The organism is Aminobacter sp. UC22_36, assembly GCF_044056035.1.
GTDB lineage: Bacteria > Pseudomonadota > Alphaproteobacteria > Rhizobiales > Rhizobiaceae > Aminobacter.
Window position 1 is genome coordinate 2,178,601 of the sequence record NZ_CP171996.1, and the last position, 26,830, is coordinate 2,205,430.

A 26,830-nucleotide genomic window follows, 5' to 3' on the forward strand; every position below is an offset into this window, starting at 1 on the left:
CCGAACCATGGCCGCACCTGGCGAGAATCTCCGAATCAATTCAGAGCGTTTGTGGGATTCGCTGATGGAAATGGCGAAGATCGGCCCCGGCATTGCCGGTGGCAACAACCGCCAGACCCTGACCGACGAGGACGGCGAGGGCCGAAAGCTCTTCAAGACCTGGTGCGACGCCGCCGGGCTCGAAATGGGCATTGATGAGATGGGCACGATGTTTGCCCGTCGCGAAGGCACCGACCCCGAAGCGCTGCCGGTCTATGTCGGCAGCCATCTCGACACCCAGCCAACGGGCGGCAAGTTCGACGGTGTGCTCGGCGTGCTGGGCGGGCTCGAGGTCATCCGCTCGCTCAACGATCTCGGCATCAAGACGAAGCACCCCATCGTCGTCACCAACTGGACCAACGAGGAAGGCACGCGCTTTGCGCCGGCCATGCTGGCGTCGGGCGTGTTTGCCGGCGTGCTAGACCAGGATTTCGCCTATGCCCGCACGGATGCCCATGGCGCGCGTTTTGGCGATGAGCTGGAGCGCATCGGCTGGAAGGGCACCGAAAAGGTCGGCGCCCGCAAGATGAAGGCCTTCTTCGAGCTGCATATCGAGCAGGGGCCGATCCTCGAGGACGAGGACATCGACATCGGCGTCGTCACCCACGGCCAGGGCCTGAAGTGGCTGCAGGTGACGCTGACCGGGCGGGAAGCCCATACCGGCTCGACGCCGATGTTCAAGCGCCGCAACGCCGGCCTTGGCATGGCGCGCGTCACCGAGCTGGTGCATGAGATCGCCATGGACTACCAGCCCGACGCTGTCGGTGCGGTCGGCCACATGGAGGTCTATCCGAACTCGCGCAACATCATCGCCGGCCGCACGGTCTTCACCATCGACATCCGCTCGCCGGAAAAAGAAGTGCTCGACGCCATGGACGGGCGCATCCGCGAGGGCGTGGCGACGATCTGCGAGGCGCTCGACATCTCCTTCGAGATCGAGCAGGTCGGCCATTTCGATCCTGTTACCTTCGACACGGATTGCGTCAAGGCCGTGCGCGACGCCGCCGACCGGCTCGGCTACAGCCACCGCGACATCGTCTCCGGCGCCGGCCACGACGCCTGCTGGATCAACCGCGTCGCACCGACGGCGATGGTGTTCTGCCCATGTGTCGACGGGCTGAGCCACAACGAAGACGAAGAGATCTATCCGGAATGGGCCGCCGCGGGCTGCGACGTGCTGTTCCACGCCGTGGTCGAGACCGCGGAGATCGTTGAGTGAGTTTTTGGGCCGACATTGCCGCGCGGGCAGTCCTTTCCCATCACGGGGAAGGGCGGCTTGCGCTTGGCTTGCGTGGAGTGTCTGCCCTTAGATGATGTGAAACTTTGCCGAGGCGCTCGCAAAGAAGCGCGGCAACAATAGGGGAACTGAAGAATGACCAAAGTCATCCGAAACGGCACCGTCGTCACGGCCGACCGGACGTGGAAGGCCGATGTGCTGATCCAGCATGGCAAGATCGTCGCCATCGGCGAGAACCTGCATGCCGACCACGAGTTCGACGCCACCGGCTGCTACATCATGCCCGGCGGCATCGACCCGCACACCCATCTCGAAATGCCGTTCATGGGCACCTATTCGGCCGATGACTTCGAGAGCGGCACACGCGCCGCACTTTCGGGCGGCACGACGATGGTTGTCGATTTCTGCCTGCCGTCTCCAGGCCAGTCGCTGCTCGAAGCGCTGCAGATGTGGGACAACAAGACCTCGAAGGCCTGTTCCGACTACTCGTTCCACATGGCCATCACCTGGTGGGGCGAGCAGGTGTTCAACGAGATGGCTGAGGTGGTCGACAAGGGCATCACCTCGTTCAAGCACTTCATGGCCTACAAGGGCGCGCTGATGGTCGACGACGACGAGATGTATTCGTCGTTCAAGCGCTGCGCCGAACTGGGCGCGTTGCCGCTGGTGCATGCCGAAAACGGCGACGTCGTCGCCCAGCTGTCGGCCAAGCTGCTCGCCGAAGGCAACAATGGCCCCGAGGCGCACGCCTATTCGCGCCCGCCGGAGGTGGAGGGCGAGGCGACCAACCGCGCCATCATGATCGCCGACATGGTGGGTTCGCCGCTTTATGTCGTGCACACCTCCTGCGAGCAGGCGCATGAAGCGATCCGCCGGGCCAGGCAAAAAGGCATGCGCGTCTATGGCGAACCTTTGATCCAGCACCTGGTGCTCGACGAGACCGAATATTTCAACAAGGACTGGGACCACGCGGCGCGCCGTGTCATGAGCCCGCCGTTCCGCAACAAGCTGCACCAGGATTCTTTGTGGGCCGGTCTGCAGGCGGGTTCGCTGCAGGTGGTGGCGACCGACCATTGCTCGTTCACCACAGAACAGAAGCGCAACGGAGTCGGCAATTTCACCAAGATCCCCAACGGCACCGGCGGCCTCGAGGATCGCATGCCTGTCTTGTGGACCAAGGGGGTGAATACCGGCCGGCTGACAATGAACGAGTTCGTCGCGGTGACCTCGACCAACATCGCCAAGATCCTCAACATGTACCCCAAGAAGGGCGCCATCGTCGAAGGTGCCGACGCCGACATCATCGTCTGGGACCCCAAGCGCAAGAAGACCATCGCCGCCAAGAGCCAGCAGTCGGTGATCGACTACAACGTCTTCGAGGGCATCGAGGTGACCGGCCTGCCGCGCTTCGTCTTCACCCGTGGCGAGCTGGCGATCCAGGAGCACGAGGTCAAGGTGCAGCCCGGCCATGGCGAATTCGTCGCCCGCGAGCCGCATGCCGCAGTCAACCGGGCGCTGTCGCAGTGGAAGGAAATCACTGCGCCGCGCAAGGTCGAGCGCACGGGCATCCCCGCGACGGGAGTGTGAGCGATCGGACTGGGTGGGGTCGATGATGACGGGGACATTTTGATGGAACCGGAAAGTGCCCCCGCCAAGCGGCGCGCCAATAGGCACTTTTCCCACGTTGCCCTTCTTGGAAGTGTGTTTGCTGGGCTCTGGACTGGGGCAACTGTGCTGATCCTTCCCAATGCCGAATCCATATCGGAACTGCCGTCGCATGCAGCTGCTATAGTTCTTTCGAGCATGTTTATCGCCATCTTCTGGATCATCCCTGTCAGTGCGGTCGTTGGCGCCGTCGTCTATGTGCTGGCCAGGGTAGGGCGCGATCACCGGTTACCGGGCTTTGTAGGCGTCATGGGATTGGGTGCCGCTGTCGGCTTGATGATTGGACTGCTGCCCGTTGTGCTCGATATCTTTGACGGCGGAGCTGTTTCTTTTGTCAGCTTCGCGATCGTCCCTGCCGGAATTGTTGGTGGGGTGGTTGGCGGAGCCGCGTATCGGGTACTTCTTGTCTACCGTTATCCTAACGAAGGACATGATCGGCAAGGAGGTCTCGTTTGACCAATCAGAGCTCCACGGCAAAGGACCGGCTGGTTCCTGCGTTTAGAAAGAGTGTTGATCAAGTGGACGCCTCCCTCAACTTCGGAGAGGATGGCATGATGTGGGGTAAAGTCGGGCAATGCTCATGACAGTCAATCAAGCCACGGCGACAAGCGTCAGTAGCGCCGTCGTCGAAGCCAGAAAGCTGGGGCTGACCTTCCAGACCAATGACGGCCCGGTGCGGGCGCTGTCAGATGTCAATCTGACCATCAACAAGGGCGAGTTCGTCTCCTTCATCGGGCCTTCGGGCTGCGGCAAGACGACGTTCCTGCGCGTGATCGCCGATCTCGAGCAGCCGACCGAAGGCACCATTTCGATCAACGGCATGACACCGGAGCAGGCGCGGCAGGCGCGGGCATATGGCTATGTCTTCCAGGCGGCCGCACTGTTTCCGTGGCGGACCATCGAGAGCAATGTCGGGTTGCCGCTCGAGATCATCGGCCTGCCCAAGGCCGAGCAGCAGGAGCGCATCAAGCGCACCATGGATCTGGTCAATCTCACCGGTTTCGAGAAGAAATATCCCTGGCAGCTCTCAGGCGGCATGCAGCAGCGCGCTTCGATCGCACGCGCGCTCGCCTTCGACGCCGACCTACTGCTGATGGACGAGCCGTTCGGCGCGCTGGATGAGATCGTGCGCGACCATCTCAACGAGCAGTTGCTCAGGCTGTGGCGGCAGACCAACAAGACGATCTGCTTCGTCACCCATTCGATTCCCGAAGCCGTCTATCTGTCGACCCGCATCGTCGTCATGTCGCCGCGGCCCGGCCGCGTCACCGACGTCATCGAATCGACGTTGCCCGCGGAGCGGCCGCTCGACATCCGCGAGAGCCCGGAATTCCTGGCGATCGCAGCGCGTGTCCGCGACGGGCTGCGCGCCGGCCATTCCTACGAGGATTGAGCCGCGATGGATCGCCTTAGAGACCGGGTCGTGCCCGTCATCACCATCCTCGCGGTCATCGTCGTCGCCTGGTATGCATTTGCCGTCTTCATGAACGCGCCATTCCAGCGCGATCTCGACCGTCGGGCGGGGCTGACGCCCACGACCATGGAATTCATCGGCAAGACGCTGTCGCAGCCGAAGCCGACCATGCCTGCGCCACACCAGGTGGCGCAGAATTTCTTTGAAAACACCTTCATGCGGAAGGTCACCAGCGCGCGCAGCCTCGTCTACCATTCGTGGGTGACGCTGTCGTCGACGCTGCTCGGCTTCACCTTCGGCACGGCACTCGGCATCCTGATCGCCGTCGGCATCGTTCATGTCATAGCGCTCGACCGCTCCCTGATGCCGTGGATCATCGCCTCGCAGACGATCCCGATCCTTGCCGTGGCGCCGATGATCATCGTCGTTCTGGCGGCCATCGGCATTACCGGGCTGATCCCCAAGGCGCTGATCTCGACCTACCTGTCGTTCTTCCCGGTCGCCGTCGGCATGGTGAAGGGCCTGCGCTCGCCAGATCTCATGCATCTCGACCTGATGCACACCTACAATGCGAGCGCATCACAGACCTTTTGGAAGCTGCGCGTGCCGGCCTCGGTGCCATTCCTGTTCGCCTCGATGAAGGTGGCGGTGGCGGCGAGCCTTGTCGGCGCCATCGTCGGCGAGTTGCCGACGGGTGCTGTCGCCGGCATCGGCGCCAAGCTGCTCGCCGGTTCCTATTACAGCCAGACCATCGACATGTGGGCGGCACTCGTCGCCGGCTCGGTGGTGGCGGCAATGCTGGTCGTGCTCGTTGGGTTCGTCGGCAGACTTGTCGAACGTTCGATGGGAGGGCGGCCGGCATGATGCATTCCAAACCGTCCTGGCAAGCCGGGCTGGCGCTGGTTCTGTGCGCCGTCGCCATGGCCACCATGCCGATGCTGGCGAGCGAAGCCGCAGCGTCGATGTCGAGCGTCACGACATCGCTGGTCATCGCGCTCATCGCCTTGCCTGCCGTGGCCTCCTTTGCCATGTTTTCCGGCCTTGCCAGTGCTGCCGTGCTTTTCATTGGAGCGCATGGGGCGGCGTGGCTGCTGATTGCCAACATCTCCGGCAATGAAGGCACCGCGCGGATGCCGTATTTCCTGTTGCTTGTCGCCGCCTGGCTGCTGGCCTGGCGCTGCGTCGCCGTGCTGTCGGCGATCCGGCCGCCGTCGCAGCAGGTCAGGACGTTCTTGCGCCTGCTGATCCCGGCGATCTTCGGCGCGTGGATCCTGATCCTATGGGAAGCGGTGACGCGAGGGGCCGGCGTTCCCTTCATCCTGTTGCCGCCGCCAAGCGCCATTGCCGCGCGCATCGGTGCTTCGCTGCCGATCCTTGCCGCCGACGTGCGCCAGACGATCTTCAAGGCAGTGCTGTTCGGCTACATCGTCGGCTGCGCCTCGGGCTTCGTCGTCGCCATCCTGGCGGATCGCGTGCCGTTCCTGCGCAAGGGGCTTTTGCCCATCGGCAACATGGTGTCGGCGCTGCCGATCATCGGCGTCGCCCCGATCATGGTGATCTGGTTCGGCTTCGAATGGCAGTCGAAAGCGGCCGTCGTCATCATCATGACCTTCTTCCCGATGCTGGTGAACACCGTCGCCGGATTGACCGCCTCGGGCCACATGGAACGCGACCTGATGCGCACCTATGCGTCCAACTACTGGCAGACACTGTTCAAGCTGCGCCTGCCGGCGGCCGCCCCCTTCATCTTCAACGCGTTGAAGATCAACTCCACGCTGGCGCTGATCGGCGCCATCGTCGCCGAATTCTTCGGCACGCCGATCGTCGGCATGGGCTTCCGCATCTCGACTGAGATCGGGCGCATGAATGTCGACATGGTCTGGGCGGAGATCGCTGTTGCGGCTCTGGCCGGTTCCGTCTTCTATGGCGTGGTCGCCCTGATCGAGAGGGCCACCACTTTCTGGCATCCGTCTGTCCGTGGTGGGCGGGCGTGACCTGAGCTCCTTGGGCGGGGCCGCGGTCCAACTTCAGAGGGAAAAAAGAAGATGAAAAGACTGATGGTATCGTTGATGGCGGGAGCGATGTCGCTGGCCGCCGCGCAGGCGGCACTTGCCGCCGACAAGGTGACGCTGCAGCTCAAATGGGTGACGCAGTCGCAGTTTGCCGGTTATTACGTCGCCAAGGAGAAGGGCTTTTACGGCGAGGAGAACCTCGACGTCGACATCAAGCCGGGTGGCCCCGACATCGCACCGGAGCAGGTGATTGCCGGCGGCGGCGCCGACGTCATCGTCGACTGGATGGGCGGCGCGCTTGCTGCCCGCGAAAAGGGCGTCGGCCTGGTCAATATCGCCCAGCCCTACAAGAAGGCCGGCATGGAACTGGTCTGCCCCAAGGACGGCCCGGTCAAGACCGAAGCCGACTTCAAGGGCAAGACGCTGGGCGTCTGGTTCTTCGGCAACGAGTATCCGTTCTTCGCCTGGATGAACAAGCTGGGTCTCAAGACCGAAGGCGGTGCCGATGGCGTCACTGTGCTGAAGCAGAGCTTCGACGTACAGCCGCTGATCCAGAAGCAGGCCGACTGCATCTCGGTCATGACCTATAACGAGTATTGGCAGCTGATCGACGCCGGCTTCAAGCCGGAGGAGCTGACCGTCTTCAACTACACCGCCATGGGCAACGACCTGCTCGAGGACGGTCTTTATGCCATGGAAGACAAGCTCAAGGACCCGGCCTTCGAAGACAAGATGGTGCGTTTCGTGCGCGCCTCGATGAAGGGCTGGAAATATGCCGTCGACAATCCTGACGAGGCCGCCGGCATCGTCGTCGACAATGGCGGCCAGGACGAAAACCACCAGAAGCGCATGATGGGCGAGGTCGCCAAGCTGATCGACAATGCTGATGGCAAGCTGGTCGAAGCGGCTTACAAGCGCACGGCCGAAGCGCTGCTGGCGCAGAAGATCATTACCAAGGAGCCTTCAGGCGCCTGGACCTCTGTCATCACCGACAAGGCGATCAAGTAAGCTCGGAATGATCGTAAATTAGGAAAGGGGCGGGCAACCGCCCCTTTTCTTTGCCGCTATGCTACCGCGCCAGGGTGTAGAAGGTGAGCGAGCGCGGCTCGCCCTTGGAGTAGTTCATGCCTTCGATGCGCCCGCGCACCTTGAGCGCTTCAGCGCCGCCCGGAATGGCACTGAGGAAGGCCTTGCTCTCGGCTTCGGCGACGACCGCGATGGCGCAGGCCGGATCGGCGACGAGCGCTTCGGCGGCGCCCTTGCCGTCGGTCAGCTGGGTCTTCGTACCGGCAAGGAAGACAAGGCTCGGTTCGCCATAGCCGGCCGAGGCCAGCACGGAGGTCGGGCAGGGCTTCAACTTCTCGAAACGCTCCGATATCTGTGGGCTGAGCCAGAGCGGCTTGAGTGGCGGCAGGATCTTCAAGGTGAGCACGCCGAAGGCCGCTGCAGCGGCCGCCGCGGCAAAGGCTGTGCGCTTCAGTGGCGGCATCGCGTCTGAGGCCGTCGAGCCAAGCGTGGCCGCGTAAAGAACCAGCATCGCTGCGAGCAGCCCCCACCATGAGAAGCCACCGAGGAAATAGGGCGTGATGCCAAGCGCAATTGCGGCGAGGCCGATGCTGATACCGAGGGTGCCGAAGGCGCAGGCGCGACGCAGCCAGAATTGCCAGCGCGACAGCTCGATGCTGGTGGCGGACTTGTCGGTCAACACCCAGGCCATCAGCAGGATCATCGCCGGATAGGCCGGCAAGGCATAATGCGGCAGCTTGGTCGGAATCAGCTCGATCGCCACCCAGTAGGGAAGGTACCAGGCGAGGCAGAACAGCAGGCGCGGATCCTGGCGGAAACGCTTGAGTGCCTTGAGCCCGCCTTCGAGCGCCACCAGCGCGAAAGGCCACATGAACAACGAATAGGTGATGAAGTAGTAGCCGGGCGGGAAGCCGTGCGAACTCCTGGCCGGAGCCGACCTTGCTCAACAGGTCCTTGCCGACTGATTCCTGCCAGAACGCACTGCCGGTCTTGAGCGTAATCAGGATCAGCCAGGGTGCTGCGACCAGCAATGTCAGCAGGATGCCTCTGATTGGCTTCAGCTTGCGCAGCCAGGAGCGGTCGCGGTCGAAGATGGCGATTGCCGCGATGGTCAGCACGCTCATGAACGGGATGACCGGACCCTTGATCAGGATTGACAGGCCTTGGGCCGCCCAGAACCACCAATGGGCGCGGCCCTGTGGCTTGCCATCGCGATGGCCGAGATAGATCGCCGCAAGCGCGCCCTGGGCGAGCAGGGCGGTGGCGAGCAGCGTCGCATCGGTCTTGGCGATGCGCGCCTCGACGCCCAGCATCAGGATGCCCATCATGCCGAGACCTGAGATGACACCGGCGGTTCGGCCGAACATGCGGTCACCGATGAAGGCGAGTGCCAGTACCGAGAAGGTGCCTGCGAGTACCGAGATCAACCGGTAGACCCAGATCGGCGCGTCGCTGCCCTGGCCGCTCAACAGGACGGCTGCCGACTGCAGCCAGTAGATGCCTGCGGGCTTCTTGTAACGCGGCACGTCTTGGAAGCGGATGTCGACATAGTCGCCACTCTCGACCATCTGCTTGGTCGCCTGGACGAAGCGCGACTCGTCGCGGTCGGTCGGCGGCAGTGTCGAAATGCCCGGCGCGAAAGCGAACAGGGCGAGCAGGGCCAAAAGCAGATAGGTCAGCGGCGACAACGCCTTGCCGGGCGTTTCGGAGGTTTTGAGTCCGGAAGTCGACATGCCTCGGTCAGTCCGTTTTGGACATGGCCAGGCGCCGCTCGTTGGCGATCAGCCAGAGATTACGGATGTAGATGAACAGGCCGAGGCCCTGGCCGGCGATGAAGACCGGATCCTGGCGCTTGATGGCGTAGATCAAAAGCAGGGCGCCGCCGCCGAGGGAAAAAAACCAGAAGGCAATCGGCACGACCGAGCGCTTGGCGCGCTCGGAGGCGAGCCACTGGACGACGAAGCGCATGGTGAACAGGCCCTGGGCGAGAAAGCCGAGCAGGATCCAGCCGTCGAATTGCGCGACGAAGACGTTATGCAGCCAGGTGCCTAGTTCCGAGATCAGGTTCATTGGCCAAGCTCCGTGACCGTTGGCACGACCTTGCGGCGGCGGCGCAGCCACCACACGCCCGATAGATCGAGGATACCGCGCAGGCCGCGATCGAGGATGCCATAGTTGGACTTGCCGTGGCGGCGCGAGCGGTCGACGACGTCGACATGGACGACGCCGCGGCCTTCGCGCAGCGACAGCGCGGGCAGGTAGCGATGCCAGCCGTCGAAGAACGGCAGTTGCCGGAATAGGTCAGTGTGCAGCGCCTTGAGGCCGCAGCCCGAGTCGCGGGTGCCGTCGCGCAGGATCATCTCGCGCAGGCCATTGGCAAAACGCGACGACAGCTGCTTGAGTTTTTGTGTCGGTGCGCTTGAGGCGCTGTCCGGCGGCGATGCCGATCGAGGGGCCGGCGGCGATCAGCGCGTCGGCGAGCTTGGGCAGATAGGCCGGATCGTTCTGGCCGTCGCCATCCATGGTCACCACGATCTCGCCCCTGGCGGCGAAGACGCCGGAGCGGACGGCGGCACTTTGGCCAGCCGAGCGATCGTGCCTGACGTGGCGCAGGCGACCCGCGCTGCGGGCAAGTTCGGCGAGCACGTCAGCGGTGCGGTCGGTCGAACCGTCGTCGACGACGATCACTTCGTAGTCGCGCCCTGCCATCGCCGCATGAACCTCTCCGACCAGGATCGGCAAATTCTCGGCTTCGTTCTTGCACGGAATGACGATTGAAATCATCAGTTTGCCTGGGGAAGGTTACATCAAGATGGCGAAATGCGCGGCCTCAATAGCACCAAAGCCACGCATTTGCCACGATGGTTGCACCTTTCCCAGGGGCAAGTTCCACTTGTCCCCCAGGGGCAAGGGTCAGCGCTTGTCCCTGATGTCGCTCAACGTGCGCGTCGGCGTTATCGCTTCGGGATCGAGCTTGATCTCGATGATGGTCGGCTTGCCGCTGGCGCGCGCACGTTCGAAGGCAGGCGCAAATTCGTCGGTTTCGCGTACTGTCTCGCCATGGCCGCCATAGGCACGGGCAAGAGCTGCGAAATCCGGGTTCTTGAGGTCGGTTGCCTCGACGCGGCCAGGATATTCGCGCTCCTGGTGCATGCGGATGGTGCCGTAGATGCCGTTGTTGACGACGATCACGATGATCGGCAGGCCGTATTGCACGGCGGTGGCGAATTCCTGGCCGTTCATCATGAAGCAGCCGTCGCCGGCAAAGGCGACGACCTCGCGGTCGGGGAACAAACCCTTGGCAGCGACGGCAGCCGGCGTGCCATAGCCCATCGAGCCCGATGTCGGGGCGCCCTGGGTGGCGAAGCGGCGGAAGCGGTGGAAGCGATGCACCCAGGTGGCATAGTTGCCTGCACCATTGGTGAGAATCGCGTCTTCCGGCAGGACCTTTTCGAGCCAGTTCATGATCGGGCCCATCTGCACAGCACCGGGGCCGGTGAGCGGCGGCGTCGACCATTCGAGATAGGCGGCGTGCAGCGCCTTGGTCGCCTCGGCCCAGGCCGGCCTGGCGGCTGGCTTGCGTTTGGCGAAGGCCTCGACGAAAGCGGCGGGCGAGGCATTGATGGCGATGGTCGGGCGATAGACGCGGCCGAGCTCATTGGCGTCGACATGGACGTGGACAAGCGTCTGGTCGGGGTAGGGGCTCTTGATCAGCGTGTAGTCGGAAGAGGGCATTTCGCCGAAGCGGCCGCCGATCAGCAGCACGACATCGGCTTCCTTGATCGCCTTGGCGATCTTGGGATTGACGCCGATACCGACGTCGCCGGCATAGTTTTCGTGCAGATGATCAAACAGCATCTGGCGGCGGAACGAGACACCGACGGGCAGCGCCCAGGCTTCCGCAATTTTCTTGATGCGTTCGACAGCCTCGGCATTCCAGCGCGTGCCGCCGAGGATGACGAACGGGTTCCTGGCGCCGTTGAGCAGGGCTTCGAGCTTCGACAGCTCTTCGTCGCCAGGGCGGGTTTCGACGGCCACGGCTGCAAGGGCTGCGGGCGCTTCGACCTCGCTGGCCAGCATGTCCTCGGGCAGCGAGATAACCACCGGGCCGGGACGGCCTGACGTTGCAACGGCGAAGGCCCGGGTGACCAACTCGGGAATGCGGGCGGCATCGTCGATCTCGACGACCCATTTGGCGATGTCGCCGAAGAAGCGGCGGTAGTCGACTTCCTGGAAGGCCTCGCGCTCCTTGGCGTGGCTCGCCACCTGGCCGATGAACAGGATCATCGGGATCGAATCCTGCATGGCGATATGGACACCGGCTGACGCATTGGTGGCGCCGGGACCACGGGTAACGAAGCAGATGCCCGGCTTGCCGGTGAGGCGGCCGTGGCAATCGGCCATCATCGCGGCACCGCCTTCCTGGCGGCAGACGATGCTACGGATCTTTGAATCATGCAGCGCGTCGAGTACCGCGAGATAGGATTCGCCCGGCACGCAATACATGCGGTCGACGCCATTGGCTTCAAGCGCGTCGACGATCAGTTGTCCGCCGGTCTTCATTTCGCATTCTTCTCCAGTTCGGCAAGGATTTCAGCGGTGTGTTGCCCGAGGCGCGGCGAGGGGCGCTCATAGGCGAGCGGGGTTTCCGACATGACCATCGGCGCCCGCACCGACGGCAGCTTGTTGCCGAGGCCGTCGTCGAGGTCCATGCGCATGCCGCGTGCGATCGCCTGTGGGTCGGCGAAGGCCTGGCCGATGGTGTTGATCGGACTTGCCGGCACGCCCGACGCCTCGAGCTTTGCCAGCAACTCCTCGCGGCCAAAGCCGGCCAAGGCTGCAACGATCTTCTCGCGCAGCGCGACACGATTGGCGACACGGGCCGAGTTGGTGGCGAAGAGCGGGTCGGTGGCGATGGCTTCGAGCCCGACGATGGCACAAAATTTCTGGAATTGGCCGTCATTGCCGACCGCCAGGATGAAGTGGCCGTCCCGTACCGGCAGCACTTCGTAGGGCGAAATGTTGGGGTGGGCGTTGCCCATCTGCACCGGCGAGTTGCCGGAGACCAGGTAGTTCAGGTTCTGGTTGGCGAGCACCGACATCTGGGCGTCGAACAGGGCCATGTCGACATGCTGGCCCTGGCCGGTGGCTTCGGCATGACGCAGTGCTGCCTGGATGGCGATGACCGAATAGAGCCCGGTGAAGATGTCGGTGACGGCAACGCCGACCTTCTGCGGCTCGCCGCCGGCAGGGCCGGTGATCGACATCAGGCCGGACATGCCCTGGACGATGAAGTCGTAGCCGGCGCGGGGGGCGTAGGGTCCGTCCTGGCCGAAACCGGTGATCGAGCAATAGACCAGCTTCGGATTGATCTTCTTCAGGCTGTCGTAGTCGAGGCCGTATTTCTTCAGGCCGCCGAGCTTGAAGTTCTCGATCAGCACGTCGGCATCAGCGACCAGCTTGCGCACGATCTCGGCGCCTTCCGGCGTCGAGAAGTCGAGTGCGATCGAGCGCTTGCCGCGGTTGCACGAATGATAATAAGCGGCCGACAGGTTTTCGCCGTCATGGGAGGTGACGAAGGGCGGGCCCCATTTGCGGGTGTCGTCGCCACCATCAGGATTTTCCACTTTGATGACATCGGCGCCGAGATCGGCGAGCAGTTGGCCGGCCCAGGGCCCGGCGAGGATGCGGGCGAGTTCGATGACGCGGATACCGTGAAGGGGCGGATTGCTCATGAGGCACCAGAATTCATTTCAGCAGATCGTACACAATTTGGCTCTAACAGGAGTCCCTGATTTGCCGCCACCGCGTTGCACTGGGCCAGACTGCCCGGTTCAACGCGGCAATATGCGATGGAGCCAGCCGGCGAAATCGGCCATCACAGCTTCGCGGTTGATCTCGTTCAGGCTTTCGTGGCGGGTCTCGGCGTAAACCTTTGAAACGAGATTCGAAAAACCCATCCGGCGCATGCGCGACGCAAGCGCTTCGACAGCCTTGCCGCCATCGGTTGCCGGGTCACGCTCGCCACCAACAAGACTGAACGGCAGGTCCTTGCGCACCTTGGCGAAGTTGCGGTCGTCGGCGCCGGCAAAGACGAGATCGAAGACATCGATCCACATCGACACCGATGCATCCCAGCCGCAAAGCGGATCGGCGACATAGGCGTCGACTTCCGCCTGGTCACGCGACAGCCAGTCGAATTCGGTGCGGCGGTTGGGGATCTTCTTCGCCCAGTCGCCGAAGGTCAGCTTCGGCAGAATGCGGGAGGGAACGTCGGAGCCGAGCCGGAAGCGCTCGAAAGCGAGGATCGCCTGCGCCAGGCGTCCAAGGATGCCGGCGGAGAAGTTGGCATTCCAGATGGCGGCGGCGGCAACGCGTTCGGAGTGGCGCAGGACGAAGTTGAGCGCGATCAGCCCGCCCATCGAATGGCCGAAGATGACGACCGGCAGGCCGGGATGTTCGGCGGCGATGCGATCGTGGACCGCCAGAACGTCGCCTACGACCCGGTCGACACCATCCTTCTGGGCGAACCGCCCCTTTGGTGCGTCGGGAGCCTGTGTCGCGCCATGGCCGCGATGGTCGTGGGCATAGACATGGCAGCCGTGCCCGGCGAGAAAGTCGGCGAAGCGGGCGTAGCGCGCGGCGTGCTCGGCGAGGCCATGATTGATCTGGACGACGGCGCGGGCCGGGGCCTCGGTGCGCCTGACGTAGAGATTGAGCTTTGCCCCGGTCGGAGAGGCAAGCGTGGTGCTGGTGTCGAACGGCATTGTTGTCTCCCCCTGAGCGGACTGTTGGGGAAGTGCGGCGCCCCCGTCAAGGCCGGCGACAGGCGGTACACAGCGACAATGTCAGGAGCTGTCACAGCGGCCCTTGTTCCCAGGGGGACAGCCCATATATTCCGCTAACCTCCTGAGCCGACACGCCTCGACCGGCGTTATCTGCGCCATTCCTTTTCATTCGCACCTGAAGTGATGATCGTCATGCAGCCGATTATTTCCGTTTCCAATCTTTCCAAGACCTACGCGTCGGGATTTTCGGCGCTGAAGAACATCAATCTCGACATCCGCCGCGGCGAGATCTTCGCACTGCTCGGCCCCAACGGAGCCGGCAAGACGACGTTGATCAGCATCATCTGTGGCATCGTCAATCCATCCGAAGGCAAGGTGCTGGCCGACGGCCATGACATCATCACCGACTTTCGCGCGGCGCGCTCGCGCATCGGGCTGGTGCCGCAGGAACTGACGACCGACGCCTTCGAAACCGTCTGGGCGACTGTCAGCTTCAGCCGCGGCCTGTTCGGCAAGCCGGCGAACCCGGCCCATATCGAAAAGATCCTGAGGGATCTGTCCCTGTGGGACAAGAAGGACAGCAAGATCATGACGCTGTCGGGCGGCATGAAGCGCCGCGTGATGATCGCCAAGGCCTTGTCGCACGAGCCGCAGATCCTGTTCCTCGACGAACCGACAGCGGGCGTCGACGTCGAGCTCAGGCGCGACATGTGGGAAGTGGTGCGCGCGCTCAGCGAAACCGGCGTCACCATCATCCTGACCACGCACTACATCGAGGAGGCCGAGCAGATGGCCGATCGCGTCGGCGTCATAAGCCATGGCGAAATCATCCTGGTCGAGGAAAAGGCCGAGCTGATGCGCAAGCTTGGCCGCAAGCAGCTGACCCTGCATTTGCAGAACCCGCTGGAGCAGGTACCGCCGGTACTGGCGAGCCATGGGCTCGAACTGGCCGACGACGGCAACGAGCTCGTCTACACCTACGACACCCAAGGCGAGCGGACCGGCATCACGGCCCTGCTCAAGGATCTCAACGACGCCGGAATCCGCTTCCGCGACCTGCAGACCAAGCAGAGCTCGCTCGAAGAGATCTTCGTCAATCTGGTGAGTGAACGGCGATGAATTATTACGCGATCCGCGCAATCTATCTGTTCGAAATGGCGCGCACCTGGCGCACGCTGCTGCAGAGCATCGTCTCGCCGGTCATCTCGACCTCGCTCTATTTCGTCGTTTTCGGGGCGGCCATCGGTTCGCGCATCAGCGAGATCAACGGCATCAGCTACGGCGCCTTCATCGTGCCGGGCCTGATCATGCTGTCGCTGCTGACCCAGAGCATCTCCAACGCGTCCTTCGGCATCTATTTCCCGAAATTCGTCGGTACGATCTACGAGTTGCTGTCGGCGCCGGTCTCCTATCTGGAGATCGTCATCGCCTATGTCGGGGCGGCGGCATCGAAGTCGATCATTCTCGGCCTGATCATCCTGGCGACGGCAGCGCTGTTCGTGCCGCTGCAGATCCAGCATCCGGCGTGGATGCTGGTGTTCCTGGTGCTGACGGCGGTCACTTTCAGTCTGTTCGGCTTCATCATCGGCATCTGGGCGCGCAGTTTCGAACAGCTGCAGCTGGTGCCGCTTTTGATCGTCACGCCGCTGACCTTTTTGGGTGGCAGCTTCTATTCCATCGACATGCTGCCGCCGTTCTGGCGCACCGTGTCGCTGTTCAACCCGGTGGTCTATCTGGTCAGCGGCTTCCGCTGGAGCTTCTTCGGTGTCTCCGACGTCAATGTCGGTATCAGCCTCGGCATGACGCTGGCGTTCCTCGCAGCCTGCCTTGTCGCGGTGTGGTGGATCTTCAAGACCGGCTGGCGCGTCAAGGCGTAGCGTGCCGGGGATTTATTCCGCCCATTCCTTGTCGGCGGTGAAGGCAATCGTCAGCCAGCGGTCGGGACCTTCATCGCCAAGCGCCTCGCCGATCTCGTCGCGCAGGCCATCCCATTGCTCGATGGATTTCGCGGGCAGGCCGGGCGGTACGATGAAGTACAGCTCGACTTGCATCAGGCGGCCGACCTTGGCGACATAAGCGCGATACGAAACGAAACCGTGCTTCTTCACGGTCGCCCGCGCAACCTCGTCGACATGCGCCTTCAGCCCCTCCGGCGTGATCAGCAAGATATCTGAAAACGCCTGCCGAACAGTGCGGATAGGCATCGGGATGATGACAAGGCACACAAGCGCCAGCACGGCGGGGTCGACATAAGGTGCGATCCAGGCAAGGCCGGTGCCCTCAACCAGACTGCCGCCGATGAAGGCAACCAGCAGCGCCGCCGTGATGCCACCCGACATCATCCATGCAGTGACGTCGAGGGTGATGAAATCGGACTGGATCGTCCGGTTCGCGCGGCTGCCGATGAAGGCCATGATCAGGCAGGCGGCGAGCGTCACCGCCGCATAGACGATGGCGAAGTCGAATTCGAGCTGATGGCCGCCGGCCAGCAGATTGGCGACGGCGTTGATCAGCGCATAGATCGACACGCTCATCAGAACGATGCCGTTCAGGCCAAGCACGATCGGCTCAAGATGCCAGAAGCCGAAGGAAAAACGCTTGTCGAGCCGACGGTTGTGGGTGGCATTGCTGGTGATCAGGCGCGCGACGATCAGCGCCAGGATGGTCATTGTCGCATCGGCAAGCGAGTAGGCGCCGTCAAAGGCGATCGAGAACGAACCGCTCAGGACGCCGAAGACGATGCCAAAAAGCGCGACGACGAACGTCACGGCGATGGAAATTCTCAGGAGCTTCGTTTCGGTGAGCATGGCCCTAGCTATGAAATAGCTGGGTTCCGATGTCCACCGTCTCAGCCGCCAACGCGCGGCTCGTCAGATGCTCTTGCCGTTGGAAGCCAGGCGGAAGCTTTCGCGTCCGCCGCTTGATACGACGACAAGTTGCTTGACCTTGCCTTGCTTGAAAGCGGTGAGGAAACGCTTGTAGTCGGCGAAGGCGACGCAGCCATGCGACTCCTCACGACCGCCTCGCAGCAGGTAGCTGTGGGTCAAAAAGCCGTCGCGGCCATATTTGTTCTTGCCGTCGACCGGCAGCATGCGGATCGCCTCGACGCCGTGGAAGCGGCTTTCGCGCATCTTGAGGTTGTAGGTATGTGGCGGGGTCGGCCCGTTCATCTTGACGTGAACGTAGCGCGGATTGTCGGCCATGTTGCCGATACCCGAATGCGCCTCGAGCACGCTGCCATCGGGCATGTAGACCTTGGCGGCACTGATGTCATAGACGGCGACGCCATTGCCGGCCCGGGTCTTGCCGCCGAACAGGCTGCGCAGCGACTGGCCGAGCGTGCTGCCTGGCTTGTCCTCAGGAACTTCCGGGCGTGCATAGGCGAGCTTCTCAGGCTTTTGCGTTTCGCGCTTGTCGGCAGTCCTTGGCGCGTCCGCTTCCGGTGTAGCAGCGTCCGCCTTGCCGGCGTCGGCAGGCCTGGGGGCCGCCGCTTCGGGGCGAAGTTCCGGACGGGGACCGGCGGTTGGCGTTTCGGCATAATCAGGCAGGGCAACTGCTTCCGCTTCGGCCTGTGCCGCGGCGAGTTCTTCCTCGGAAGGGCCGGTCAGCAAGGTCGACAGCGCGCTGTCGGCGGTGCCGCCAGGTGACGGATCTGCATAAGCGAGGATGGTCGGGCGCTCTGCGACCGAAGCGGGCAATACCGGTTGGTCGGCGTCCGTTGTGGCAGCGGCAAGCTGCTGCAGTTCGACCGAGCTGGCCGAAAAAAGGCTGGCGAGCTTCTTGGAGCTGAGATCGGCCTGCCTTACGACCGTGTCGAAGCGGGTGGCGTGGCCGTTTGCGGGCGCAGCAACCGCGACGGCGGCATGGCGGGCGGACTTGCCCAGGCTGCCGGTCAGGCTCGCCGTGACTGCGGGTGTGGCATTGTTGACGGAAATCAGGGGCTTGGCCGAGGCGACCAGCCGCGATGCCTTGTCGGTGCTGACATATGCCGTGAGCCGTGTCTGCTTGACGGGCGCCGGCTGCGCATGTGGCTTGGGCGCGAAGTGGGCCGGATCGAAAGCGTTGACATTGCCCATGGCGGCCATGCCAGCCATCGACCATGCGGCCATGCCGGCGAAAGCCGTGCCGGCACAGGCGATGACAAACGGGCGCAACAGACGGCGCAAGGATCGTGGACGAACGATTTTACTCAAACACGTAGCAGACCAGTTGTCCCGCAACGTCGTGCGGCCGGCGAAGCGACCGCAGTGCGTGATTTCCGGAATGTCCCCAACTCGACAGAACGATGGAGAAAGGATGGACAAATGTGGTTAATTTTTGCTTTGCGTCCGAGCCAAACATCGCGGGCCCGGCATTTGGGCCCTGAGGACCCTGCGTCAGCGGCATCCACCGGTATGGCGCCGCATGGTCAACGCCAGTATTGGCGTCAGTCCAGATGAGAACTGCGCAAGAGAATTTCGAGGTCAGCCAAGAGTGTTCTTGTGGATGATGCCGTCCTTCATGATCACGACCATGTTCTTGCCTGGCTCGCTGATCAGGTCGATATTTTCGAGCGGATTGCCGTCCAGAAGGAGCATGTCGGCGAGGGCGCCTTGTTCGATCACGCCGAGCTTGCCGGGATAGGGATTGCGCAGATTCGACAGCGCCAGCAGCTGCGCATTCCCCGAAGTTGCCATGCGGAGTGCCTCGGCATTGGTGTAGAAATTGCTGAGATGGGTGAACATGACGCTCTGGCGCACGGTCATTGCAGGTGAAAACAGCACATCAGAACCCCACGCGGTTCTGATGCCGTGCTTGCGAACAAACTCGTAGACTTTGGGAGTGCCGGCGAACAGTTGCTGGATGCGTTCGGCGCTTGGACCGGTCTGGGGCTCCGCATCCTCGACGGTGAGGAACGGCTGCATGCTGAGCCATACGTCTTTTTCGGCAAAGAGCTTTGCCGTCTCCTCATCCATCAGGTGCGCATGCTCGACGCAGGCCGCTCCGGCGTTGATCGCCCGCTGAACGGTGTTCGGGGCATAAGCGTGGACAGTGACGTATGTATTCCAGTCTTTTGCCACCGAGACGGCAGCGCGTATCTCGTCTTCGGCAAAGGTCGACATGTCGAGCGGGCTGCGCGGCGACGAAACTCCACCACCGCCGACTAGCTTGATCTGCGATGCCCCCTGGATCAACTGCTCGCGGATGCGCATCTTCAAGTCGGGGATGCCGTCGACGATCGCGTTGGCTCCCATCAGTTCGCCGATGCTGAGCTGGTTGCCATTTCGCGGGATCTCCGTCGGCATGCGCAAATCGCCGTGGCCCCCGGTCGTCGTGATCATCGCTCCGCAGGGAAAGATGCGCGGGCCCGGAACGATGCCGCTGTCGACAGCCTGTTTGAACGAGAAAACCGGCCCACCCAAATCTCTCACCGTGGTGAAGCCGCGTAGCAAGGTACGCTCCGCCTCGGCCGTGGTGGCAGCGAAGATGATACCCGGATCGCCCGCCAACAGTACGTTCAACGGCACCGCCGCAAAGACCGTATGCCAGTGGGCGTCGATCAGGCCCGGCATGAGCACGCGATCGCCGCAGTCGATGACAGTTGTGTCGGAAGGAGCTGCGCTGTTTGTCGTGTCTACGGCTGCGACACGGTTGCCTTCGACCAACACCTGAACGCCGGCCTTGAGTGTATCGGAAGTGCCGTCGAACAGCCTGACCTGGCGGAAGAGGGTTTTTGGTGACGGGATGGGTGTCTGGGCCAGAGACGGCGAGGCAAGAGCGGCAAAGGTTACTCCCATGCTCGCCATGAAGCCGCGTCGCGTAAGGGCCTCAAGGCGTCGCGATGCTTGCTGGATCTCGGGGCTGAAGCAGCCGCAGCCGGTTCCATGAACAAGGTGCTGGTAAGTATTACCCAAGCGGAGCATTGCATCCCCCCATAAGCACTTTTTAGCCACGGCAATTTAGACCCATGGGAGCCATTGGCAACCAGCGATGTTGGGTCGGCCAGATTGTCGTCAAGGCTTTCTGCCGCCCGCCATCGGACAGGGGCGGGGTGGGGCGGTGAGCTGCCCGCCTTTGCAGCGCATCGCAGCCATATGTGCCCCAAAAGCATTTGCCGTTTGGGGTGGGATGGCCTACATAGCGCCCAACTCCTATCACTTGAGAAGCAGGATACGCGCGCGTGGCACGCCAGTTCATCTATCACATGTCGGGACTGACCAAGTCCTACGGCACCAAGAAGGTGCTGGATAACCTCCACCTGTCGTTCTACCCCGACGCCAAGATCGGCATCTTGGGCCCGAACGGCGCCGGCAAGTCGACCGTGCTCAAGATCATGGCCGGCCTCGACAAGGAATGGTCGGGCGAAGCCTGGCTGGCTGACGGTGCGACCGTCGGTTACCTGGCGCAGGAACCGCAGCTCGATCCGAACAAGACCGTGTTCGAAAACGTCATGGACGGCGTTGCCAAGAAGACCGCCATCATCGAGCGCTACAACGAACTGATGATGAACTACTCCGACGAGACCGCCGACGAAGGTGCGCGTCTGCAGGACGAGATGGATCGTCTCAACCTGTGGGACCTGGAACAGCAGGTCGAGATGGCGATGGACGCGCTGCAGTGCCCGCCCGCCGACTCCGAAGTGACCCAGCTGTCGGGTGGCGAACGTCGCCGCATCGCGCTGTGCCGCCTGCTGCTCGAACAGCCTGACCTTCTGCTGCTTGACGAACCGACCAACCATCTGGACGCCGAGACCACGGCGTGGCTGGAAAAGCACCTGCGCGACTATCCCGGCTCGGTGCTGATCATCACCCACGATCGCTACTTCCTCGACAACGTGACTGGCTGGATCCTCGAACTCGATCGCGGCCGCGGCATCCCTTATGAGGGCAACTACACCAAGTATCTCGACGCCAAGGCCAAGCGCCTGATCCAGGAAGGCCGCGAGGACGATTCGCGCCAGAAGGCGATCTGGCGTGAGCGCGAGTGGATCGCGTCCTCGCCCAAGGCACGCCAGACCAAGTCCAAGGCGCGTATCAAGGCCTATGAGGAACTGGTGGAGAAGGCGGATCAGCGTCGCCCGACCGACACGCAGATCGTCATCCCGGCCGGTGAACGCCTAGGCAATGTGGTGATCGAGGTCGATAGCGTGAACAAGGGCTACGGCGACGAACTGCTGATCGAGAACCTGAACTTCAAGCTGCCGCCCGGCGGCATTGTTGGCGTCATCGGCCCCAACGGCGCTGGCAAGACCACGCTGTTCAGGATGATCACCGGCCAGGAAACGCCCGATAGCGGCACGATCCGCGTCGGCGAGACCGTCAAGCTCGGTTATGTCGACCAGAGCCGCGATGCCCTCGACCCGACCAAGACGGTCTGGGAAGAGATTTCCGGCGGTGCCGAAGTCATCAAGCTCGGCAAGCATGAAGTGAACAGCCGTGCCTATTGCTCGTCGTTCAACTTCCGTGGCGGCGACCAGCAGCAGCGCGTCGGCAATTTGTCGGGTGGTCAGCGCAACCGCGTCCACCTTGCCAAGATGCTGAAGAACGGCGGCAACGTTCTGCTGCTCGACGAACCGACCAACGATCTCGACACCGAAACGCTGGGCGCGCTCGAAGACGCACTCGAAGCCTATGCCGGCTGCGCCGTCATCATCTCCCACGATCGTATGTTCCTCGATCGCATGGCGACCCACATGCTGGCCTATGAAGGCGACGCCCATGTCGAGTGGTTCGAAGGCAACTTCGAAGAGTATGAGAAGGACAAGGTCCGCCGCCTCGGCGCCGATGCGGCCAACCCGCACCGGATCAGCCACAAGCGCCTGACGCGCTGATTTCCGACTTCAAAAACGCCCCGCCCAAAGCGGGGCGTTTTTGTTTCAATGACGCCCCTGGAGTTCATGACATGAAGGACTGGTCTGCTTCGCAGTATCTCAAGTTCGAGGACGAGCGAACGCGGCCGGCGCGGGACCTGCTGGCGCAAATTCCGCTTGAGAGCCCAAGGCATGTCGTCGACATCGGCTGCGGACCCGGCAATTCGACCGAGCTGCTTGTCGAGCGCTGGGCCCTCGGCCAGGGTTTCGGGCTTCGACAGCTCGCCTGCCATGATCGAAGAAGCCCGCCAGCGCCTGCCTGGCGTCGACTTCCAGCTCGCCAATGCGCGCGACTGGACGCCTGACGCGCCGGTCGACGTGATCTTTGCCAACGCCGTGTTCCAGTGGTTGCCGGACCATCAGGCGGTGCTGGCTCGACTGATGGGGCTGCTTGCGCCGGGCGGGTTCCTGGCAGTGCAGATGCCCGACAATATCGGCGAGCCGTCGCATGTGGGGATGCGCCAGACGGCGGCTACAATGCCGTTTGCCGCGAAGATCGCCAATGCGGCGCGTGCACAGCTGCCGTCGGTCGCATCCTACTACGACCTGCTTGTGCCGCTGTCGGTGCGGGTCGACATCTGGCACACGGTCTACAACCACCCGCTGGCGGACGCTGCTGCGGTCGTCGAATGGGTGAAGGGCACGGGCCTCAAGCCGTTCGTCGATCCGCTCGACGCCGATGAGCGCCAAGCCTATCTCGCGGCCTACACGGCGCGCATCGCCGCTGCCTATCCGCCCGCTGCAAACGGCAGGGTTCTCTTGCGCTTCCCTCGGCTGTTCATGGTCGTGCAGAGAGGATAGGGCGGGATATCGGGGCACGTGTCGCATGGGGGCGTATTCGAACGCCTCCATGTGACGTAAACTGCCAGGTGGCGAGTCCGGTGAAACGGGGACAGGATGCGCCAGGGCCTGATGGCTCCATTTTTGTCGCTGGAGCATGGATTTTTCCGAAAGCGGTAACTGCTGTCGGGCATGCTTCGGAAATTCATGCATCGGACGGGTAGTATGCATCGCGTTATCATCAGTGGCATCGGCGTTGAAATCCCCGAGGCCTCGATCAGCAACGACGAGCTGGTCGAAAGCTTCAATGCCTGGGCCGACATCGAAAATGTCAGGCGCGAGGCGGCAGGGCAGGAGCCGATCAAGAAATCGGACAGCGAATTCATCGTTTACGCCTCCGGCGTGAAAAACCGGCACGTCCACACGCTCGACGGCATCCTTGATCCCAAAAGGATGACCCCGCGCATCGCGCCGCGTGCCGACGACGACTTGTCGGTCGAGGCCGAGTTCGGTGTCGCCTCGGCGCGCCGGGCGCTTGACCATGCCGGGCTGACGGGCGCCGACATCGACATGGTGATATGTGCCGCCTCGCACCAGCAGCGGCCTTATCCGGCGATCTCGATCGAGATCCAGAAAGAACTCGGCATCGAAGGTGCCGCCTTCGACATGAGCCTCGGCTGCTCGTCGGCGGCGGCGGCCCTGCACGTCGCCTTCAATCTTGTGCGTTCTGGCGGCCAGAAGCGCGTGCTGATCGTCACACCCGAAATCATCACCGGCCACCTCAATTTCCGCGACCGGCAGACGCATTTCATCTTCGGCGATGCCTCGGTGGCGATGGTCGTCGAGGCGATTGCGCCGAAGGAGACGCGGCCGGGGCGCTTCGAAATCCTCGACACGCGCAACTGGACGCAGTTCTCCAACAACATCCGCACCAACTTCGGCTTCCTGCTGCGTGCCGGCCAGGAAAACACCTCCGTCGTCGAGATGGAGGGCAACATGATCAAGCAGGTCGGCAACAAGGTGTTCAAGGAGGTGACGCATGCCGCGCACCGCTTCATCACCGCCTTCCTTGCCGACCACGGCATGACGCCGTCCGACATCAGGCGCTACTGGCTGCACCAGGCCAATGCGCGGATGAACGCGATGATCCTGAAGCTGGCGCTCGGCCACGATGCAGACCACGACAAGGCGCCGATGGTGCTTGAACGACTGGGCAATACGGCGGCTGCAGGCGCCATCATCGCGCTTAGGGAAAACCACGAGGACCTGAAATCAGGCGATCACGGGCTGATCTGTGCCTTCGGTGCCGGCTACTCCATCGGCGGCGCGCTGGTGCGCATGATGTGAGCGGTCGCCGCGGGACCGATCACTTCGGATGATCATAGGGATCAGGCCTTTTGTCTGGATTTTCCGTTGCATGCCGTTCAAAGCAGCAGTCCGAAACCGAGAGGGCTCAAGATGCTCGATACGACCATGCACCGCGAGGGCGAACCTGAAATCCTGCCTGGCAGGAAGCTCGCGGCGCGCATCGCCGGCGTCTACATCGCGCCGGCAGACCATTTCGTCACCCGGGCCGTTGCAACGCTGCCATTGAGTTTCGAAGGCATCGACGGCGATGTCCATGCCGGCCACACGAGGCGCTCGGGTGGGCGCGAGCCGTGGTATCCGCGCGGCACCGAGATGCGCAACGAGCGCCAGCTTTCGATCGTCGCACCCGACGAACTCGCTATCGTCGCAGAGCGGATGGGGCTGGCCGAGATCAAGCCGGAATGGATCGGCGCCAACCTTCTGCTCGACGGCGTGCCGATGCTGTCGATGCTGCCGGCGGGCACGATGCTGTTCTTCAAGGGCGGCGTGACGATCAAGATCGACGGCCAGAACGCGCCCTGCCGCATCGCCGGGCGCTCGATCGCCGAGCATGCCGGCATGGCCGACCACGATGCCGGCTCGCTGCTGTTCCCGAAGGTGTCGCGACGGTTGCGCGGGCTGGTCGCATGGGTGGAAAAGCCCGGCGTGATCGCAGCTGGCGATGAGGTTTCGGTGCGCATACCCGAGCAGTGGATTTACAGGGCCTGAGGGGGCGGATTGCCCGAGTCGTGGTCGCTGCCCTAGGGATAAGTCACCGGCGTTGACCAGTCCGGGTCGTCGTGCTTCGCCCAATAGGCATCTTTCAGCCGTGTGGTAATCGGGCCGACCTTGGCGTTGCCGACATCGATCCCGTCGATCTTCGTCACCGGCATGATACCGCCAGCGGTCGAGGTGATGAACACTTCGTCGGAGCCCATTAGTGCTTCGACGCTGACATCTAGGGCTTCCGCGACAAGCCCCACTTCGGCACAGAGGTCGAAGACGCTGCGCCGGGTAATGCCCGGCAGGACGCCGGTGGCTGGCGTCGAAAGCCGCCCGTCCTTCACGGCAAAGACGTTGAAGCCCGGTCCTTCCGCGACATTGCCGTTGAAGTCGAGCAACAGCGCGGTTTCAGCGTTGTTGTCATAGGCATCGTAGAGGCCGCGCACGAGATCGAGCCAGTGGTAGTTCTTAACAGCGGGATCGATCGATGCCGGCGGGATGCGCATGCGCTGGCTGATGCAGACGTGCAGGCCGCGCGCGAGCTGTTCGGGGTTTGCAACCGAGCCGAACGGCACGGCGAATGCCATGAAGCGGTTGATGGCGTCACGCGGGTCGCGGCTGAAGGTCGGGGAGGCGCCGCGGGTGCACAGCATTTCGACATAGGCCGCGCGATGGCCCGAAAGGGCCACGCAATTGTGCAGGATTTCGGTGACGCGATCGCGGTCGAACGGGATCGACATGCGCAGCCGCTCAAGCCCGCCAAAGAAACGCTCGATGTGCAGGTCGAGGCGGAAGAAGGCGCCGTTCCAGACATGGACGGTGTCGTAGGTCGCGTCGGAGTGCAGGAAGCCCCAATCCAGCACTGAAATCTTCGCTTCCGACATCGGCACATATTGGCCGTCGAGGAAGGCGACGCCGGCGGGGTAGGCGTGCGGATCGACGTGGCGGCTTTCCAGTGGAGGCAATTGCTTTGGTGCGAAATCCATGGGTTCCTCTCCGCTTGCGGACTTTCGGGGAGAACCTGCCCGCTGGCGATGCGCCATTTCTGTCAAAATGCCGGGCCAGATGAGGCGAGCCGATCAAAATTCGGGCTTCGGTGAAGCAAAGCCTTCTCGCCGGCTGCAACAGCCGAGTGACAGGCTCGGAGCTAGACGCCGACGCGCGGTTCGAACTTGACGCGGTCGAGCATGATCATCGAGCGGAACTTGCGCAGGTTCGGATTGGCGTAGAGCCATTTCTGCGTGAAGGCCTCGAAAGCCGTGATGTCTTCGACCGTCACGACGACGACGAAATCGGCGTCGCCCGTGACCATGTAGCATTGGCTCACCTCGGGCGCGTCACGCATCTGTCGCTTGAACGCGTCGACGAGGTCGCGCCGCTCGGCTTCCAGCTCGATATTGATCACTGCCGTCAGCGACTTGCCGACGGCCTTGGGGTCGACGATCGCGATGTCGGCAAGGATGACGCCGGCTTCGCGCAGCCGCTTGACCCGGCGCACGCAAGAGGCCGCCGACGACGCCACCCGCTCGGCCAATTCGGCAAACGACAGCCGGTTGTCCTGCTGCAGCACAGCCAAAATGCGGCGGTCGAGATCGTCGAGCGGCTGGGCGGTGCTACGATGCGGCTTGTCCATCATCCCTCCTCGTCGTCGGGATCGAGCAGCCGGGTGGCGCGCCAGCGGGTCAAGGTGGCGTTGGTCTGGTCGATGACGAAGAAGCGGGCGGAGTCGCGGTCGTAGCCCTCGGACAGGAGCTTGTCGTAGTCGGTATGGGCGTGCCGCACATGGGCGACGGTTGCCAGCCAAACCGCGATCGACGGCGGCAGCGTCTTCATGTGCATGGCCAGTGCTTCCGTCCTGATCGCCTCGATGTCGGCGTAGGGCGCCAGCGGCAGCAGTGCGGTCAGCGATTTGGCGACGGCGCGGCGGCGACCGGTGGGGGGCAGCCATGC

The 26,830-nt window shown here is 63.0% G+C and carries 23 protein-coding genes and 3 pseudogenes; 13 read left to right on the top strand and 13 right to left on the bottom strand.

Going from position 1 to position 26,830, the window contains the following annotated elements:
* Positions 1-7: 7 nt before the first annotated feature.
* From ACHMW7_RS13825 to ACHMW7_RS13855, 7 genes are all read left to right on the top strand, one after another.
* Entirely contained in the window at positions 8-1,258 is a 1,251-nt protein-coding gene (locus ACHMW7_RS13825; protein ID WP_395450781.1) for a Zn-dependent hydrolase, read from the top strand.
* Between the two features lie 153 nt (positions 1,259-1,411).
* Positions 1,412-2,863 (top strand): dihydropyrimidinase, encoded by a 1,452-nt coding sequence (hydA, locus tag ACHMW7_RS13830; protein ID WP_395450782.1) that lies wholly within the window; start codon positions 1,412-1,414, stop codon positions 2,861-2,863.
* A gap of 42 nt (positions 2,864-2,905) precedes the next feature.
* Entirely contained in the window at positions 2,906-3,397 is a 492-nt protein-coding gene (locus tag ACHMW7_RS13835) for a hypothetical protein (protein ID WP_395450783.1), read from the top strand.
* Between the two features lie 118 nt (positions 3,398-3,515).
* Positions 3,516-4,334, top strand: coding sequence for an ABC transporter ATP-binding protein (locus ACHMW7_RS13840; protein ID WP_395450784.1), 819 nt, complete (start codon positions 3,516-3,518; stop codon positions 4,332-4,334).
* Between the two features lie 6 nt (positions 4,335-4,340).
* Positions 4,341-5,219 carry an ABC transporter permease gene (locus ACHMW7_RS13845; protein ID WP_395450785.1) on the top strand — a complete coding sequence of 293 codons (879 nt, stop codon included), beginning with the start codon at positions 4,341-4,343 and terminating at the stop codon, positions 5,217-5,219.
* Entirely contained in the window at positions 5,216-6,349 is a 1,134-nt protein-coding gene (locus tag ACHMW7_RS13850; RefSeq protein ID WP_395450786.1) for an ABC transporter permease, read from the top strand. Before ACHMW7_RS13845 ends, ACHMW7_RS13850 begins: the two co-directional genes overlap by 4 nt.
* A gap of 51 nt (positions 6,350-6,400) precedes the next feature.
* A complete protein-coding gene (locus ACHMW7_RS13855) occupies positions 6,401-7,375 on the top strand; it encodes an ABC transporter substrate-binding protein (protein WP_395450787.1) in 975 nt (324 codons plus the stop codon).
* A 61-nt stretch (positions 7,376-7,436) separates the two neighbouring features.
* Here ACHMW7_RS13855 and ACHMW7_RS13860 read toward each other — a convergent pair whose 3' ends face one another.
* From ACHMW7_RS13860 to ACHMW7_RS13890, 7 genes and pseudogenes are all read right to left on the bottom strand, one after another.
* Positions 7,437-8,270 (bottom strand): hypothetical protein, encoded by an 834-nt coding sequence (locus tag ACHMW7_RS13860; protein ID WP_395451495.1) that lies wholly within the window; start codon positions 8,268-8,270, stop codon positions 7,437-7,439.
* A gap of 175 nt (positions 8,271-8,445) precedes the next feature.
* Positions 8,446-9,126: pseudogene (locus tag ACHMW7_RS13865) on the bottom strand (ArnT family glycosyltransferase); the annotation flags it as partial.
* 7 nt (positions 9,127-9,133) lie between these two features.
* Positions 9,134-9,463: a lipid-A-disaccharide synthase N-terminal domain-containing protein gene (locus ACHMW7_RS13870; protein ID WP_395450788.1), complete on the bottom strand. Its 330-nt coding sequence runs from the start codon at positions 9,461-9,463 to the stop codon at positions 9,134-9,136.
* Positions 9,460-10,177: pseudogene (locus ACHMW7_RS13875) on the bottom strand (glycosyltransferase family 2 protein). Before ACHMW7_RS13875 ends, ACHMW7_RS13870 begins: the two are co-directional and overlap by 4 nt.
* Before the next feature lie 129 nt (positions 10,178-10,306).
* Positions 10,307-11,956: a thiamine pyrophosphate-binding protein gene (locus tag ACHMW7_RS13880; protein ID WP_395450789.1), complete on the bottom strand. Its 1,650-nt coding sequence runs from the start codon at positions 11,954-11,956 to the stop codon at positions 10,307-10,309.
* Positions 11,953-13,128 carry a CaiB/BaiF CoA transferase family protein gene (locus ACHMW7_RS13885; RefSeq protein ID WP_395450790.1) on the bottom strand — a complete coding sequence of 392 codons (1,176 nt, stop codon included), beginning with the start codon at positions 13,126-13,128 and terminating at the stop codon, positions 11,953-11,955. The genes ACHMW7_RS13880 and ACHMW7_RS13885 overlap by 4 nt, the downstream gene beginning before the upstream one ends.
* 99 nt (positions 13,129-13,227) lie before the next feature.
* The gene (locus tag ACHMW7_RS13890) at positions 13,228-14,160 is read right to left on the bottom strand and encodes an alpha/beta fold hydrolase (protein WP_395450791.1); all 933 of its coding nucleotides are present in this window, start codon (positions 14,158-14,160) and stop codon (positions 13,228-13,230) included.
* A 213-nt stretch (positions 14,161-14,373) separates the two neighbouring features.
* Between ACHMW7_RS13890 and ACHMW7_RS13895 the strand changes: the two genes are divergently transcribed.
* Together ACHMW7_RS13895 and ACHMW7_RS13900 are read left to right on the top strand one after the other, a co-directional pair.
* A complete protein-coding gene (locus ACHMW7_RS13895; protein ID WP_395450792.1) occupies positions 14,374-15,300 on the top strand; it encodes an ABC transporter ATP-binding protein in 927 nt (308 codons plus the stop codon).
* Entirely contained in the window at positions 15,297-16,058 is a 762-nt protein-coding gene (locus tag ACHMW7_RS13900) for an ABC transporter permease (protein WP_395450793.1), read from the top strand. The genes ACHMW7_RS13895 and ACHMW7_RS13900 overlap by 4 nt, the downstream gene beginning before the upstream one ends.
* A 12-nt stretch (positions 16,059-16,070) precedes the next feature.
* Here ACHMW7_RS13900 and ACHMW7_RS13905 read toward each other — a convergent pair whose 3' ends face one another.
* From ACHMW7_RS13905 to ACHMW7_RS13915, 3 genes are all read right to left on the bottom strand, one after another.
* A complete protein-coding gene (locus ACHMW7_RS13905; protein ID WP_395450794.1) occupies positions 16,071-16,988 on the bottom strand; it encodes a cation diffusion facilitator family transporter in 918 nt (305 codons plus the stop codon).
* Positions 16,989-17,051: 63 nt separating this feature from the next.
* Positions 17,052-18,335 (bottom strand): tlde1 domain-containing protein, encoded by a 1,284-nt coding sequence (locus tag ACHMW7_RS13910; protein ID WP_395450795.1) that lies wholly within the window; start codon positions 18,333-18,335, stop codon positions 17,052-17,054.
* 309 nt (positions 18,336-18,644) lie between these two features.
* Positions 18,645-20,084 (bottom strand): amidohydrolase family protein, encoded by a 1,440-nt coding sequence (locus ACHMW7_RS13915; protein ID WP_395450796.1) that lies wholly within the window; start codon positions 20,082-20,084, stop codon positions 18,645-18,647.
* A gap of 257 nt (positions 20,085-20,341) precedes the next feature.
* Here ACHMW7_RS13915 and ettA point away from each other — a divergent pair, with 257 nt between their 5' ends.
* From ettA to ACHMW7_RS13935, 4 genes and pseudogenes are all read left to right on the top strand, one after another.
* Entirely contained in the window at positions 20,342-21,991 is a 1,650-nt protein-coding gene (gene ettA, locus ACHMW7_RS13920; RefSeq protein ID WP_395450797.1) for an energy-dependent translational throttle protein EttA, read from the top strand.
* Positions 21,992-22,062: 71 nt separating this feature from the next.
* Positions 22,063-22,831: pseudogene (gene tam / locus ACHMW7_RS13925) on the top strand (trans-aconitate 2-methyltransferase).
* A 204-nt stretch (positions 22,832-23,035) separates the two neighbouring features.
* Complete coding sequence (locus tag ACHMW7_RS13930) at positions 23,036-24,157, top strand: beta-ketoacyl-ACP synthase III (RefSeq protein ID WP_395450798.1); 1,122 nt, start codon at positions 23,036-23,038, stop codon at positions 24,155-24,157.
* A gap of 111 nt (positions 24,158-24,268) precedes the next feature.
* Positions 24,269-24,886 (top strand): MOSC domain-containing protein, encoded by a 618-nt coding sequence (locus tag ACHMW7_RS13935; protein WP_395450799.1) that lies wholly within the window; start codon positions 24,269-24,271, stop codon positions 24,884-24,886.
* Positions 24,887-24,918: 32 nt separating this feature from the next.
* Here the strand turns inward: ACHMW7_RS13935 and ACHMW7_RS13940 are convergent, their stop codons facing one another.
* The 3 genes from ACHMW7_RS13940 to ACHMW7_RS13950 all read right to left on the bottom strand — a co-directional run bounded on the left by ACHMW7_RS13940 (position 24,919) and on the right by ACHMW7_RS13950 (position 26,824).
* Positions 24,919-25,866 (bottom strand): aminotransferase class IV, encoded by a 948-nt coding sequence (locus tag ACHMW7_RS13940; RefSeq protein ID WP_395450800.1) that lies wholly within the window; start codon positions 25,864-25,866, stop codon positions 24,919-24,921.
* A 161-nt stretch (positions 25,867-26,027) separates the two neighbouring features.
* Positions 26,028-26,513: an Lrp/AsnC family transcriptional regulator gene (locus tag ACHMW7_RS13945; protein ID WP_395450801.1), complete on the bottom strand. Its 486-nt coding sequence runs from the start codon at positions 26,511-26,513 to the stop codon at positions 26,028-26,030.
* A complete protein-coding gene (locus tag ACHMW7_RS13950) occupies positions 26,513-26,824 on the bottom strand; it encodes a DUF2293 domain-containing protein (protein ID WP_395451324.1) in 312 nt (103 codons plus the stop codon). Before ACHMW7_RS13950 ends, ACHMW7_RS13945 begins: the two co-directional genes overlap by 1 nt.
* Positions 26,825-26,830 lie beyond the last annotated feature (6 nt).